Annotated in this window: 12 protein-coding genes; 6 read left to right on the forward strand and 6 right to left on the reverse strand. The window is 65.8% G+C overall.

Features of this window, described 5'->3' with window-relative positions; all coding sequences use genetic code 11:
* Positions 1–49: 49 nt before the first annotated feature.
* Positions 50–1,402 (reverse strand): 23S rRNA (uracil(1939)-C(5))-methyltransferase RlmD, encoded by a 1,353-nt coding sequence (gene rlmD / locus LRS11_RS20455; protein ID WP_260494666.1) that lies wholly within the window; start codon positions 1,400–1,402, stop codon positions 50–52.
* Between the two features lie 61 nt (positions 1,403–1,463).
* Positions 1,464–2,357, reverse strand: coding sequence for a cysteine synthase CysM (gene cysM / locus LRS11_RS20460; RefSeq protein ID WP_260494667.1), 894 nt, complete (start codon positions 2,355–2,357; stop codon positions 1,464–1,466).
* 174 nt (positions 2,358–2,531) lie between these two features.
* On the opposite strand from cysM, the gene LRS11_RS20465 reads away from it, so the two are divergent.
* The 4 genes from LRS11_RS20465 to LRS11_RS20480 all read left to right on the forward strand — a co-directional run bounded on the left by LRS11_RS20465 (position 2,532) and on the right by LRS11_RS20480 (position 7,218).
* Positions 2,532–5,285 (forward strand): response regulator, encoded by a 2,754-nt coding sequence (locus LRS11_RS20465; protein ID WP_260494668.1) that lies wholly within the window; start codon positions 2,532–2,534, stop codon positions 5,283–5,285.
* 77 nt (positions 5,286–5,362) lie between these two features.
* The gene (locus tag LRS11_RS20470) at positions 5,363–6,358 is read left to right on the forward strand and encodes a 2-hydroxyacid dehydrogenase (RefSeq protein ID WP_260494669.1); all 996 of its coding nucleotides are present in this window, start codon (positions 5,363–5,365) and stop codon (positions 6,356–6,358) included.
* Between the two features lie 27 nt (positions 6,359–6,385).
* The gene (locus tag LRS11_RS20475; protein WP_260494670.1) at positions 6,386–6,823 is read left to right on the forward strand and encodes a hypothetical protein; all 438 of its coding nucleotides are present in this window, start codon (positions 6,386–6,388) and stop codon (positions 6,821–6,823) included.
* A complete protein-coding gene (locus tag LRS11_RS20480) occupies positions 6,820–7,218 on the forward strand; it encodes an META domain-containing protein (RefSeq protein WP_260494671.1) in 399 nt (132 codons plus the stop codon). Before LRS11_RS20475 ends, LRS11_RS20480 begins: the two co-directional genes overlap by 4 nt.
* A gap of 93 nt (positions 7,219–7,311) precedes the next feature.
* Here LRS11_RS20480 and LRS11_RS20485 read toward each other — a convergent pair whose 3' ends face one another.
* From LRS11_RS20485 to LRS11_RS20500, 4 genes are all read right to left on the reverse strand, one after another.
* Positions 7,312–7,551, reverse strand: coding sequence for an anti-sigma factor family protein (locus LRS11_RS20485; RefSeq protein WP_260494672.1), 240 nt, complete (start codon positions 7,549–7,551; stop codon positions 7,312–7,314).
* Positions 7,545–8,147: an RNA polymerase sigma factor gene (locus LRS11_RS20490; RefSeq protein ID WP_260494673.1), complete on the reverse strand. Its 603-nt coding sequence runs from the start codon at positions 8,145–8,147 to the stop codon at positions 7,545–7,547. The genes LRS11_RS20485 and LRS11_RS20490 overlap by 7 nt, the downstream gene beginning before the upstream one ends.
* Before the next feature lie 162 nt (positions 8,148–8,309).
* Complete coding sequence (locus LRS11_RS20495; RefSeq protein ID WP_260494674.1) at positions 8,310–9,434, reverse strand: beta-ketoacyl-ACP synthase III; 1,125 nt, start codon at positions 9,432–9,434, stop codon at positions 8,310–8,312.
* Positions 9,435–9,808: 374 nt separating this feature from the next.
* Positions 9,809–10,774 carry a lipin/Ned1/Smp2 family protein gene (locus tag LRS11_RS20500; protein ID WP_260494675.1) on the reverse strand — a complete coding sequence of 322 codons (966 nt, stop codon included), beginning with the start codon at positions 10,772–10,774 and terminating at the stop codon, positions 9,809–9,811.
* 449 nt (positions 10,775–11,223) lie between these two features.
* Between LRS11_RS20500 and LRS11_RS20505 the strand changes: the two genes are divergently transcribed.
* Positions 11,224–12,801, forward strand: coding sequence for a hybrid sensor histidine kinase/response regulator (locus tag LRS11_RS20505; RefSeq protein WP_260494676.1), 1,578 nt, complete (start codon positions 11,224–11,226; stop codon positions 12,799–12,801).
* Positions 12,802–12,898: 97 nt separating this feature from the next.
* Complete coding sequence (locus tag LRS11_RS20510; RefSeq protein WP_260494677.1) at positions 12,899–13,510, forward strand: LysE family translocator; 612 nt, start codon at positions 12,899–12,901, stop codon at positions 13,508–13,510.
* Positions 13,511–13,576 lie beyond the last annotated feature (66 nt).

Raw genomic sequence — 13,576 nt, forward strand, 5'->3', positions numbered from 1 at the left:
CGCAGAAATATCGCCAGCCTCTCTGGACTGGTCAGACTACGCGAGCATCCTAGCCCGCCTCGAATAACGCCATTGCCTCGACATGCGCCGTCTGCGGAAACATGTCGAGAATGCCGGCCCGTTTCAGCCGATAACCCTGGCGCACCAGCTCGGCCGCATCGCGGGCCAGGGTCGCCGGATTGCACGATACATAGACCAGGCGCCGGGCACCCAGCGTACCAATCTGCTTGACCACCTCGAACGCGCCGTCACGTGGCGGATCGAGCAATACCGCGTCGAACGCCTGCAGGGCCCAGCCGGCCTCGGCCAGCGGCTTCGACAGGTCTGCCCGGAAAAAGTGCAGATTGCCCAGACCGTTTGCCGCGGCATTTTCACGCGCGCGCTCGACCATCGCCTGCACCCCTTCCACCGCTACAACCTCGGCGACCTGCTGGGCCAGCGGCAGGGCAAAGTTGCCCAGGCCGCAGAACAGATCCAGCACGCGCTCGCCAGTCTGCGGTGCCAACCAGTCTAGTGCCTGTTCGACCATCGCCTGATTGACCGGCGCGTTGACCTGGACGAAATCGCCCGGGCGGTACTGCAGCTCCAGGTTCCAGGGTTCCAAACGGTAACCCAGGCTCAGTCCGGGCTGATCGGCCTCGGGCTCGCCGGCACCGTGCAGCCACAGCTGCGCCTGGTGCTCGCTACAGAAGCTGCGCAGGCGCGCCAGGTCGGCCTCGCCCAGCGGCGCCGTGTGGCGCAGCAGCAGGGCCGCCTGGGTGCCGTGGAACAGCTCGACGTGACCGAGTGCCTGGGGTTTTTCCAGGCTGCGCAGTAACAGCGGTAACGCGCGCAGCAAAGGCTGCAAGGGCTGTACCAGTACTGGGCAGTCGGCGATGGCGACGATGTCCTGGCTGGCCGCGGCGCGGAAACCCACCTCCAACTGCTTGGCCTTGACGTCCCAACGCACGGCGATACGCGCGCGGCGGCGGTAGGCAAACTCGGGGCCGACCAGCGGCGCGGCCCACTGCTCGGGCTCAATGCCGCCCACACGCTGCAGCTGCTCGCTCAGGCTGCGCTGTTTCAGGGCAAGCTGTTCGGCGTGCGGCAGGTGCTGCAGAGTGCAGCCGCCGCAGCTGCCGGCATGCGCGCAAGGCGGCTGACGACGCAGCTCCACGGCCTGCAGGATGCGCTCGGCGCGGGCCTCGACCACCTGGCTGCGGGCCGCCAGCACGCGCGCTTCGACCTCCTCGCCCGGCAGCGCGCCGGCGACGAACCAGCTGCGCCCTTCGAGGAAAGCGATACCGCGCCCATCGTTGGCCAGTCGCTCGATGCTGAGCTTCTGCTTCTTGCCCACCGGCACTTGCGCCTTGCGCTCGCCGCCACTGGGTTGGAAACGCAAGCCACCGCTGCGCTTGGCCATCTGGATTACCTGCTGATCGATACGCTGAACGTGGGCCGCAGCCTGGCTACGGCCGTGGAAATTACTGCGGGTCGTCGTAGACGCCGGTGGACAGGTAGCGATCGCCGCGGTCGCAGATGATCGCCACCATCACCGCGTTCTCCACTTCCTGCGACAGGCGCAGCATGGCCGCCACCGAACCGCCGGACGACACGCCACAGAAGATGCCCTCCTCGCGCGCCAGGCGGCGCATCACCTGCTCGGCTTCCAGCTGGCTCATGTCGATCACCCGATCCACTCGCGTGGCGTCGAAGATCTTCGGCAGGTATTCCTCGGGCCAGCGACGGATGCCGGGGATCGCCGAACCTTCCTGGGGCTGCAGGCCGACGATCTGCACCGCCGGGTTCTGTTCCTTGAGGTAACGCGACACGCCCATGATGGTGCCGGTGGTGCCCATGGAACTGATGAAGTGGGTGATGCTGCCCTGGGTCTGCTGCCAGATCTCCGGGCCGGTGCCGCTGTAGTGGGCGACCGGGTTGTCGCCGTTGGCGAACTGGTCAAGCACCTTGCCACGGCCATCGGCCTGCATCTGCAGGGCCAGGTCGCGGGCGCCTTCCATGCTGTCGACCAGGATCAGCTCGGCACCGTAGGCAGTCATCGCCGCCTTGCGCTCGGCGGTAGAGTTGTCCGGCATGATCAACACCATCTGGTAACCCTTGATCGCCGCGGCCATGGCCAGGGCGATGCCGGTGTTGCCGCTGGTGGCCTCGATCAGCACGTCGCCGGGCTGGATATCGCCGCGCTGCTCGGCGCGGCTGATCATCGACAGCGCCGGACGGTCCTTCACCGAGCCGGCCGGGTTGTTACCTTCCAGCTTCACCAGCAAGGTGTTGGAGGTGTTGCCGGGCAGGCGTTGCAGGCGAACCAGCGGGGTGTTGCCGATGCAATCGGCGATGGTGGGAAACTGCAGGCTCATGGCGAACTGAATGATCCGAATACAGAAAGGCGTCCATGATAACGGCAAACCGCCGCCCGCCATATCGCAGGAACCGCCCAGCTTGTTACCAATGCTTATATAGAGAGCCAAGCCGCTGTCAGCCATCCCGGTCAGCCGCTAAACTCCACCGACACTTACCTGCTGGAGAACCCCGTGTTCAAGGAACTCGGCATCAAGGGCCGCGTGTTGCTGCTCACCCTGCTGCCCACCAGCTTGCTGGCCCTGGTCCTGGGCGGCTACTTCACCTGGATGCAGCTGGCCGAACTGCGCGCCCAGCTGCAGCAACGCGGCGAACTGGTAGTACAGCAGCTCGCCCCTCTGGCCGCGCCGGCGCTGGCTAGCAACGACGCCAAGCTGCTCGAACGGCTGGCCCAGGAAACGCTCAACCAGGCCGATGTGCGCGCCGTCAGCTTCCTCTCCAGCGAACGCCAACCCCTAGCCCAGGCCGGCCCGAGCATGCTCAGCCCGCCGCCGCAGAGCGACGGCAGCCCGCTGGTGCAGAGCGGCGGCCAGGATGCCACGCGCTTCCTGCTGCCGGTCTACGGCCGCCACCGCAGTCTGGTCAGCGAGCAGAGCGATGCAGAGGCCAACCGCCTGATCGGCTGGGTCGAGCTGGAGCTGTCGCACCACCGCACCCTGTTGCAGGGCTATCGCAGCCTGTTCGCCAGCCTGCTGCTGATCGTCACCGGGCTGACCGTCACCGCCCTGCTCGCCCTGCGCATGAGCCGCACCATCAACGAACCGCTGCGCAGCATCAAGCAGGGTGTGGCCCAGCTCAAGGACGGCAACCTGCAGACGCGTCTGCCGGCCCTCGGCAACCATGAACTGGACGAACTGGCCTCGGGCATCAACCGCATGGCCGAGTCGCTGCAGAATGCCCAGGAAGAACTGCAGCACAGCATCGACCAGGCCACCGAGGACGTGCGACAGAACCTGGAGACCATCGAGATCCAGAACATCGAGCTGGACTTCGCGCGCAAGGAGGCCCTGGAGGCCAGCCGGATCAAGTCCGAGTTCCTCGCCAACATGAGCCACGAGATTCGCACCCCGCTCAACGGCATCCTCGGCTTCACCAACCTGCTGCAGAAAAGCGACCTGACCCCGCGCCAGCAGGACTACCTAGGCACCATCGAGAAGTCCGCCGAAAGCCTGCTGGGGATCATCAACGAGATCCTCGATTTCTCCAAGATCGAGGCCGGCAAGCTGGTGCTGGAAAGCATTCCGTTCAACCTGCGCGACCTGCTGCAGGACACCCTGACCCTGCTCGCCCCGGCCGCCCACGAGAAGCAGCTGGAGCTGGTCAGCCTGGTCTACCGCGACACCCCACTGTCGCTGCAGGGCGACCCGCAACGGCTCAAGCAGGTGCTGACCAACCTGGTCAGCAACGCGATCAAGTTCACCCGCGAAGGCACCATCGCCCTGCGCGCCATGGTCGAGGACGAGAGCGACGACCGCGCGCAGCTGCGCATCAGCGTGCAGGACACCGGCGTCGGCCTCTCCGACGAGGATCAACGCGCGCTGTTCCAGGCCTTCAGCCAGGCCGACAACTCGCTGTCGCGCCAGGCCGGCGGCACCGGCCTGGGCCTGGTGATTTCCAAGCGCCTGATCGAGCAGATGGGCGGCGAGATCGGCGTCGACAGCACGCCCGAGGAAGGTTCCGAGTTCTGGATCAGCCTGAGCCTGCCCAAGGCCCGCGATGACAGCGAAGACCTGCCGCGCGCGCCACTCAGCGGCCGGCGCGTGGCCATGCTGGAATCCCACGCGCTGGTCCATCAGGCCCTGATTCATCAGCTGGAAGATTGCGGCCTGCAGGTCCTGCCGTTCGCCAGTCTCGACGCCCTGCTCGAAAGCGTGGCCCAGCACCAGCAAAGCAAGCAGCCGATCGAACTGGCCGTGCTCGGCGTGCGCGTGCAGGAGCTGCCCCCGGAGCAGCTCAGCCAGCGCGTCTGGGACCTCGACCGCCTCGGCTGCAAGAGCCTGGTGCTGTGCCCGACCACCGAGCAGGCGCTGTACCACGAGAGCCTGCCGGACGCACACAGCCAGCTGCAGGCCAAGCCCGCCTGCACGCGCAAACTGCAACGCGCCCTCTCCGACCTGATCCATCCGCGCCAGCACAGAAGCGAAAGCCGCCAGCCGCTGACCAGCCGCGCACCGCGCCTGCTGTGCGTCGACGACAACCCGGCCAACCTGCTGCTGGTGCAGACCCTGCTCGGCGACATGGGCGCCGAGGTGGTCGCCGTGGACAGCGGCTACGCCGCCCTGGAAAGCGTGCAGCAGCACAGCTTCGACCTGGTCTTCATGGATGTGCAGATGCCCGGCATGGACGGCCGCCAGGCCACCGAGGCGATTCGCCAGTGGGAACAGGAGCGCGAGCGCAGCCCGATGCCGATCGTCGCCCTCACCGCCCACGCCCTCGCCAACGAGAAGCGTGCCCTGCTGCAGAGCGGCATGGACGACTACCTGACCAAGCCGATCAACGAGCGCCAGCTGGCCCAGGTGGTACTCAAGTGGACCGGCCTCGACCTGCGTGGCCAGGTGGTCACCAGTGCCGCCGACAGCGTGCCGGCCAGCAGTTCGCTGCAGGTACTGGATGCCGAGGAAGGCCTGCGCCTGGCCGCCGGCAAGGCCGACCTGGCCGCCGACATGCTGAGCATGCTGCTGGCCTCGCTGGCCGCCGACCGCCAGACCATCCGCCAGGCCCGCGACAGCGGTGACCGCAACGCCCTGCTCGAACGGGTGCACCGCCTGCACGGCGCCACCCGCTACTGCGGCGTGCCGCAATTGCGCGCCGCCTGCCAACGCAGCGAAACCTTGCTCAAACAAGAGAGCCCAGCCGCCCAGGGCGCCCTCGACGAACTCGACGCGGCCATCGCCCGCCTGGCCGAGGAGGCCGCCGTCAGCGCCTGAAGCCAGCCCACACCGGGCCTCTCCATTCATCGATTGGATGCAGACTGGCAACCTGCATCCCGCCTCAGGAAACCGCCATGCGCATCATCCTGTTCAGCAGCAAGCCCTACGACCGCGACAGTTTCCTCGCCGCCAGCGCGCCCGCCGACTGGCAACTGCAATTCCAGGAAGCCCACCTCAACCAGCACACCGCCGCACTGGCCGCTGGCTACCCGGTGGTCTGCGCCTTTATCAACGACGACCTGTCCGCCGCCGTGCTAGAGCGCCTGGCCGCCGGCGGTACACGCCTGATCGCCCTGCGCTCGGCCGGCTACAACCATGTCGACCTCGACGCCGCGCAGCAGCTCGGCCTGACCGTAGTGCGCGTGCCGGCCTACTCGCCCTTTGCCGTGGCCGAGCATGCGATCGCGCTGATCATGGCGCTCAACCGGCGCATCCACCGCGCCTTCAACCGCACCCGTGAAGGCGACTTCAGCCTGCACGGGCTGACCGGCTTCGACCTGCACGGCAAATGCGTCGGCGTGATCGGCGCCGGCAAGATCGGCCAGGCCTTTGCCCGCATCATGCGTGGCTTCGGCTGCACGGTGCAGCTGTATGACCCCTACCCGGTGAGCAACCTGAGCGAACTTGGCGCCCAGCAGGTCGGCCTCGACGAACTGATCGCCAGCAGCGACATCATCAGCCTGCACTGCCCGCTCAACGACGGCAGCCGCCACCTGATCGATGGCCCGCGCCTGGCGCAGATGAAACGCGGCGCCATGCTGATCAATACCGGCCGCGGCGCGCTGGTCGACACCCCGGCGCTGATCGGCGCGCTGAAAAGCGGCCAGCTCGGCTATCTCGGCATCGACGTCTATGAAGAGGAAGCCGAGCTGTTCTTCGAGGATCGCTCCGACCAGCCGCTGCAGGACGACGTACTGGCGCGCCTGCTGACCTTCCCCAACGTCATCGTCACCGCCCACCAGGCTTTCCTCACCCGCGAGGCGCTGGCGGCAATTGCCCGCGCCACTCTGGACAACATTGCCGCCTGGAGCGCGGGCCAGCCGGTCAATCGGGTAAGCGCCAGCGCGTGATAGCATTCGCGCTGATCTGGAGGACTCATGGCTCTACACGACTTTCGCTACACCCTGCTCAGCCCGCAACACACCCTGACCGAATGCCGCGCCCTGGTGCCCGGCCGTTACCAGGTCACCGGCAATGGCGGTGCCATCCAGAATGGCGACACCCTGCTGGTGACCCTCAAGGGCAGCCGCGAACTGACCCTGCGCCTGGAAGTGGAAAAGGTTCGTCGCCTGATCAATCCGCCAGGCCAGTGGGTCGCCGTAGCTACCGGCCCGGTGTTCCGCGAACTGGCTATCCTCAACTGGCAGGTGACCTGCGACAGCTGCGCCGCCCAGCTGGACTTCGAATTCGCGGTAGACGCCGCACTCGGCGAGAAGGCCCGCCCGGCCGCCGCCGATGCCCGCCTCCAGGAACTCGGCTGGCACGGCCGCAATGGCCAGCACCTTTGCCCCCGCTGCATGGAGAAAAGCGCATGAAGCCCACTCTAGCCCTGCTCGCCGCCAGCCTGGTCGGCTGCGCCGCCGACCCGGTGCAACTGGAAAGCGACAAGACCTATCGGGTCGAGTGGATCGGCGAGCGTCCGCTGATCGACCGCAGCCACCTGACCGTAACCCTCGGCGAAGACGGCCGCGCCTACGGCACCGCCGGCTGCAACCACTGGTTTGCCGCCTACACCCGTGAGGGCGACAAGCTGAGCTTTGAAACCGCCGGCAGCACCCGCAAGATGTGCGCCCCGGCGCTGATGGAGCAGGAACAGCGCTTCCTCGAAGCCTTGGGCCAGGTGCAGCGCTGGGATGTCTCGGGTATTGGCCAATTACGCCTGTGGCCGGCCGCGGGCAAGCCTATCCGCCTGTGGCCGGATGAAGGCTAAGTTTAGGCTGCTGTGGGTTGAGATCTTACTGACGACCACACGCCTATCCTGCCGAGGCACACCGCACAATCTGTCGTAGGGTGCGCCGTGCGCTTAATCCTGACGCGACTGGTTGCGCTGCTCCGCCAGGCGCTTGGCCAGCGCGTCCAGCTCGGGAATGGCCGTGTCCGGCAGCTTGCGCAGCACACCCTGAGTCACCTTCATCTGGCGAATGAAGCGCCGGCAATGGCGACACATGGCCAGGTGCGCACGCACACCCAGGCGCTCGCGCAGGTTCAACTGGCCATCGAGATAATCGCTGGAGTGGGCTACCAGTTCCTTACAGCTCAGCATTGGCCGGTCTCCTCGAAATGCTCCAGGGTGGCGAACACCTTGAGCCGCGCGCGGTGCAGCAGCACCCGCACATTGGAGAGGGAAAGCTCCAAAAGATTACAGATCTCTTCCAATTCCAGGCCCTGACGCTCGCGCAGCAGCAATACGCTGGACTGCATCTCGGAGAGGCTGGCCAGGGTCTTTTCCAGGCACTGGCGCAACTCTTCCTCGCTCAGCAGGGCTTCGGGCGAGTCCTCGTGCCAGGCATTGGGCGGCGTCTGCCAGTGGCCATCGGCGGCGAAACGCTCGCCACCGACACTGCCGTGGGGCCCGGGCAGGTCATCCAGCAGCACTTCGCGGCGATTTTGCTTGAGGCGGGTCTTGGCCGTGTTGGCGGTGATGGTCAGCAGCCAGGTCTTCAGGCTGGAGCGCTGCTGGAAACCCTCCAGGTTGCGCACCACGGCCAGCCAGGCGTCCTGCACCACTTCGTCGGCATTGCGACTGCCAACGATGGCGTAGGCCACCGCGCGCATGGCGCCCTGGTAGGTGGCGACCAGCTCGCGGAAAGCCAGTTGCTCACCGGCCAGCAGGCGGGCCAATAGCTGCTGTTCATCCATAGCAAGTTCCAAGAAGGGTTTAGGTCGTCGCGAGCGCAGGCCAGGTGGCGAAACGTAGTAACAGCCGCAGGCTGGTCAAACAGGTGAGGACGCGCAGCTTACGAGTTGTAAATGAGCAGTCCGAACCTGTTTTCAACGACGCATGGCCAAGCGCAGCAGACATTAACCCTTCTTGCGCAGGATCACGCTGCCGATGGAATACCCCGCACCGAAGGAGCTGAGCACGCCCAGCGCGCCACTCGGCAGGTCGTCCTGGTGCTTGTGGAAGGCAATCACCGAACCGGCCGAACTGGTGTTGGCGTAGGTGTCGAGAATCACCGGCGCCTCGCCTTCCTCGGCATCACGGCCGAGCAGCTTGCGGGCGATCAGCAGGTTCATGTTGAGGTTGGCCTGGTGCAGCCAGAAGCGCTTCACGTCGCTGACGTTGAGCTGGTTCTCGTCGAGGTGGGCGGCGATCAGCTCGGCGACCATCGGGCAGACTTCCTTGAACACCTTGCGGCCTTCCTGGACGAACAGCTTGTCCGGCGCGCCGATGCCCTCTTCCGCCGCGCGGTTGAGGAAACCGAAGTTGTTGCGGATGTTGTTGGAGAACTGGGTCAGCAGCTTGGTGCCGACGATGTCCCACTGGTATTGCGAGGTGGCCAGATCGGCACGTTCGACGATCACCGCGGTGGCCGCGTCGCCGAAGATGAAGTGGCTGTCGCGATCGCGGAAGTTCAGGTGGCCGGTGCAGATTTCCGGGTTGACCATCAGCACCGCGCGGGCCTGGCCAGTCTGGATTGCAGTGGTGGCGGCCTGGATGCCAAAGGTGGCCGAGGAGCAGGCCACGTTCATGTCATAGCCCCAGCCGTTGATGCCGAGGGCGGCCTGCACTTCGATGGCCACGGCCGGGTAGGCGCGCTGCAGGTTCGAGCAGGCGACTATGACGCCGTCGATATCGGCGACGGTCTTGCCGGCGCGCTGCAGGGCTTCCTTGGCGGCGCCCACGGCCATCTCGCAGAGAATGCCCCACTCCTCGTTGCTGCGTTCGGCAATGCGCGGAGTCATGCGCTGCGGGTCGAGAATGCCGGCCTTGTCGATCACGAAGCGGCTCTTGATGCCCGACGCCTTCTCGATGAAGGCAGCATTGGACTCGGTCAGCGCCGCCATTTCGCCGCGCTCGATGGCCTCAGCGTTGTCGGCGTTGAACTGCTGTACATAGGCATTGAAGGATTCGACCAGCTCGTCGTTGGAGATGCTGTTCGCCGGGGTATACAGGCCAGTGCCACTGATTACGGCTTTGTGCACGGGGCGTTCCTCTTGTTCTGGGTCGTCGGCGCGACCAGTTGTGCGATAAGCCTGCAGCCAGCCGCAGGCAGAAATTCTTGGTCAAGCGAGGCGTCAGCGCCAGGCAGTGGCACGTCCCGCTTGAAAACGTCGAGTTTGCCACAGCCGGGGCCGCACCGCTGCTTCGGCAGACTGTCGGCGGGCTACCCCGGTGTAACTGGAGATGCTTGCCACAGCGAGTGAGACACAGCAAAGAAGCAGGTATTTTCGCCAATCATGCGGCCAAATGGCGCGTAGCTCAGCACCACGACGACAGGCCTACCGCGCACAGGCATGCCCGCACTGGGCCCCGTGCGGCCCACCCGCTCGCCTTGCACGAGCGGGTGGGCGACTGATCAATTGCAGTTGGCGTTCGGGGTAGCCGCGACCACGGTACTGAAATGGTAGCTGTAGTCGCCGCCGACCGCCTGGGTACCACTGCTGCCGGCATGCTCGCCGATGATCCAGGTCTGCGCCTTGGGAATGCCGCCGTCGGCATAGGCGGCGATGTCGGTGGTGGCGTTGCCGTAGGCGCGCACGATGTTCAGGCCGACCTGCTCGCGCAGGTACTTCACATAATTGGTCTTGTGCGCCTGGGTGTCCGGCGGGATCGGGCCGTCGCCGTAGGGGTTGGAGCGGTAGTGCCACTGCGGGATGCCCTGATAGTCGAACCACTGGCGGGCATCCTTGGTCACCCAGTAGGGCCGGGCGGTGAGAAACACCAGTTGGTAGCCCTTGTCGCGATAGGCCTTCACCGTCTGCGGCGCGTAGTAGTAGGCCTGCGCGGTCTTGACCCCGACATAGTCGGCATAGGCCTCGAAGTCGTTGATGGTCAGGGTGCCGTCGATGTCGAACAGCACGGCCGGGCGGTTCGGGTCGACCACGCTGAGGTAGCCGTCGACCTGGCTGAGGTCGCCCTCAACCACGAAGCGCAGGCGGTACTCGCCCACCGCGCGGGTGCCGGTATTGACGTTGATCTTGCCGTCGCTGTCGGTGGTGTAGCGGCCCAGGTAGCTCCAGCCGCTCATGCCGGTACCGTACAGGTAGGCGTGCACGTACTCGCCTTCCAGATCCTTGTGCAGCACGGCGTCGTAGTCGAACTTGGCGGTAACGGTGGCGGCCTGGCCGCTACGCACCATCTGGTCGTGGACCATATGCCAGGGCTTGTACAGGCCGGCCAGCACCGTGCTGCCGAAGTTGCGAAAGCTCTTCTTCGCCGGCTTGGTGAAACTCGGCGGGTTGGCGGGGCTTTGGAAGTCGGGGCACTGGGCGCTGACCTGGGCACTCAGGGCCAGCAGGGTGAGAGCTGCGAGAACACGCATCGCTACATTTCCTTATGGTTCGTTGTTGTTATGGCGCATCCCCAAAGCGGGGAGCGCTAGAAGTTAAGCAGCGATTGTTAAGCCGACATGAATACCCAGAGCGCCACCACGCACGGCCGAGCGTGCCACGCCCGCCGACAGGCTCTGGCGTGAGGCTGGCAATCCCTTGATCGGCGCCTCGACTTTGCCGACGTGTGATCGACATCACCTATCGTCCACCACCGATCGGGCGCTGCCGAGCCGGCGCGCAGCGGATCTGAGGTTGCGGGTCGGAATCGCCCCGCAGGACGTCGCAGCAAATCTGATCCAGACTGGGTTGAGCCTGCGTCACGCAGGCAGTGCGCCACCGGGAGATGGCCGGGCCACACCGCGAGGAAGCCCACTGCAGTACGCCCCTCTGCCGCCATAGCCCACGCACATACCGCCCTTCCACCATCGAGGATGCTGACGTGTTCGCCGCAAATACCATTTTCCTGGTGGTCGACGATGTCGAGTCCATGCGCAAGATCAACGCCGCCCAGCTACGCACCCTCGGCGCCCACAATATTCTCCTGGCCAACAATGGGGCCGACGCCCTGCGCATCCTCACCCGCCAGCCGGTCAACGTGATCCTCTCGGACTGGAACATGCCGGTGATGGACGGCCTGGAGTTGCTGCAGACGGTGCGTGCGCACCCGCGCCTGGCGCACCTGCCGTTCATCATGATCACCGCCGAATCGGACCGCGCGCAGATCCTCCAGGCGGCAGAAGCCGGGGTCAGCGACATTCTGCTCAAGCCCTATACCAGCCAGGAAATGGGCCAGCGGGTCGAGCGCGCCATGCAGCGGCAACCGCGCGAGCCCGTTGCGCACCGCACCACCGCAGCGGCCAGCCCCGAGGCGCCCGGCGCCGCAGCCGAGCGCTCGGAGCAACCGCGCGAGAAGCAGCGCCCCACCCTGCTGGTGGTGGACGACATACCGGACAACCTGATGCTGATCTCCGGCCTGTTCAAGGACGAGTTCCGCGTGCGCATCGCCCACAACGGCCAGAAGGCACTGGATATCTGCACCTCGGATGACCCGCCGGACCTGCTGCTGCTCGACATCATGATGCCCGACATGGACGGCTTCCAGGTGGCCGAGCAGTTGCGCGAACACCCCACGGCCTGCAACCTGCCGCTGATCTTCATCACCGCCATGACCGATGCCGAGTCCCGCCAGAAAGGCCTGGAGCTGGGCGCCGTGGACTTCGTGACCAAGCCGATCGACCCCGCGCTGCTGCAACTGCGGGTACGCAACCTGCTGCGCTATGTGGCGCTGCACAAGAACCTGCAGACCGACTACGACAACATGCTGGAGCTCAGCCGCCTGCGCGAGGATGTCGAACGCATCACCCGTCACGACCTCAAGGGCCCGCTGGCCGGGATCATCGGCCTGGTGCAGAACCTGGCCAACGAATGCAAGCTGAAACCGCAGCAGGCCGAAATGCTCCATCTGGTGGAAGAAAGCAGCCTGCAGCTGATGCAGATGGTCAACCTGTCCAACGAGCTGTACAAGATCGAAACCGGCCGCTTCCAGCTGGACGCCAAGCCGATCGACCTGGCCCTGATGCTCCGCCGCCTGCTGGGCACCAGCGGAGCGGCCTTCGCCGAAAAGGAGCTGCAGCTGGATCTGCAACTAGCGAAAGGCGGCAACCCTCAGGGCCTGGGCGACGCCATGCTGTGCTACTCGCTGCTGCAAAACCTGCTGAAGAATGCCTGCGAGGCCGCCCCACCACAGAGCCAGGTGAACCTGCGCCTAAGCCAGGAGGATGGGCGGGTACAGCTGTGCATGGAGAACCATCCGGCCGTGCCGCTGGAAATCCGCGAACGCTTCTTCGACAAGTTCGCCACCTACGGCAAGCAGGGTGGCACCGGCCTCGGCACCTACTCGGCGAAGCTGCTCAGCGAGGCGCAGCACGGCCAGCTAGAGCTGCAGGTCGATGATGACGCGGATCTGACCCGGCTGCTCTTCTCCCTGCCCAGTGCAGCTGCCCAGCCGCCGGTTTGAACAGCCCGCCGCAGCCAAACGCCAACCTGCCGTGATGCCGCTGGCGTAATGGCGGTCAACGCGGCAACCTTGGGCCAGCTGCCACCGAGAGACGGACATGCACCTGCACACCTGGCTGATCTACCTGATCGCGATTACCGGCCTGGCCCTGACGCCCGGCCCCAACGGCCTGCTCGCCCTCACCCACGGCGCGCTCTACGGCCACCGGCGCACGCTGTGGACGATTGCCGGCGGCGTGCTCGGTTTCGTGCTGCTGATGGCCCTGTCGATGTTCGGTCTCGCCGCCCTGCTGCAGGCCTCGGCCAATGCCTTGAGCCTGCTCAAGTGGCTGGGCGGCGCCTACCTGATCTGGCTCGGCATCCAGCTCTGGCGCGCACCGCCGGTGCAGCTCACGGCGGTCGCACCCGGCGCCTTGAAAGCCGGCCCGGTATTGTTCCGCCAGGGCCTGCTATCGGCCATGTCCAACCCCAAGGTGATTCTGTTCTACGGCGCCTTCCTGCCGCAGTTCCTCGATCCGGCTGGTAACCTCTGGCTGCAATTTGCCGTGATGGCACTGACCTTCGCCCTGGTCGAGGGCCTGGTGGAATACCTCCTGGCGCGTCTTGCCCAGCGCATCCGGCCGTGGCTGGAGCGCAGCGGCAAGACCTTCAACCGCTGCTGCGGCGGCATGTTCGCGGCGATGGGCACGGCCCTGCCACTGACGCGCTGAAACCGCCAGCGAAAGGGTTTGCGCCCACGCTTGTGGTTAAACTATGCACTGCGCCAGTCACCTGGC

The organism is Pseudomonas sp. J452, assembly GCF_024666525.1.
GTDB lineage: Bacteria > Pseudomonadota > Gammaproteobacteria > Pseudomonadales > Pseudomonadaceae > Aquipseudomonas.

What these genes read in the sequence shown, in the direction of transcription:
- rlmD (WP_260494666.1), bottom strand. Translation starts at nt 1,402, where the DNA reads ATGGCCAAGCGCAGCGGTGGCTTGCGTTTCCAACCCAGTGGCGGCGAG.
- cysM (WP_260494667.1), bottom strand. Translation starts at nt 2,357, where the DNA reads ATGAGCCTGCAGTTTCCCACCATCGCCGATTGCATCGGCAACACCCCG.
- LRS11_RS20470 (WP_260494669.1), top strand. Translation starts at nt 5,363, where the DNA reads ATGCGCATCATCCTGTTCAGCAGCAAGCCCTACGACCGCGACAGTTTC.
- LRS11_RS20475 (WP_260494670.1), top strand. Translation starts at nt 6,386, where the DNA reads ATGGCTCTACACGACTTTCGCTACACCCTGCTCAGCCCGCAACACACC.
- LRS11_RS20480 (WP_260494671.1), top strand. Translation starts at nt 6,820, where the DNA reads ATGAAGCCCACTCTAGCCCTGCTCGCCGCCAGCCTGGTCGGCTGCGCC.
- LRS11_RS20485 (WP_260494672.1), bottom strand. Translation starts at nt 7,551, where the DNA reads ATGCTGAGCTGTAAGGAACTGGTAGCCCACTCCAGCGATTATCTCGAT.
- LRS11_RS20490 (WP_260494673.1), bottom strand. Translation starts at nt 8,147, where the DNA reads ATGGATGAACAGCAGCTATTGGCCCGCCTGCTGGCCGGTGAGCAACTG.
- LRS11_RS20500 (WP_260494675.1), bottom strand. Translation starts at nt 10,774, where the DNA reads ATGCGTGTTCTCGCAGCTCTCACCCTGCTGGCCCTGAGTGCCCAGGTC.
- LRS11_RS20510 (WP_260494677.1), top strand. Translation starts at nt 12,899, where the DNA reads ATGCACCTGCACACCTGGCTGATCTACCTGATCGCGATTACCGGCCTG.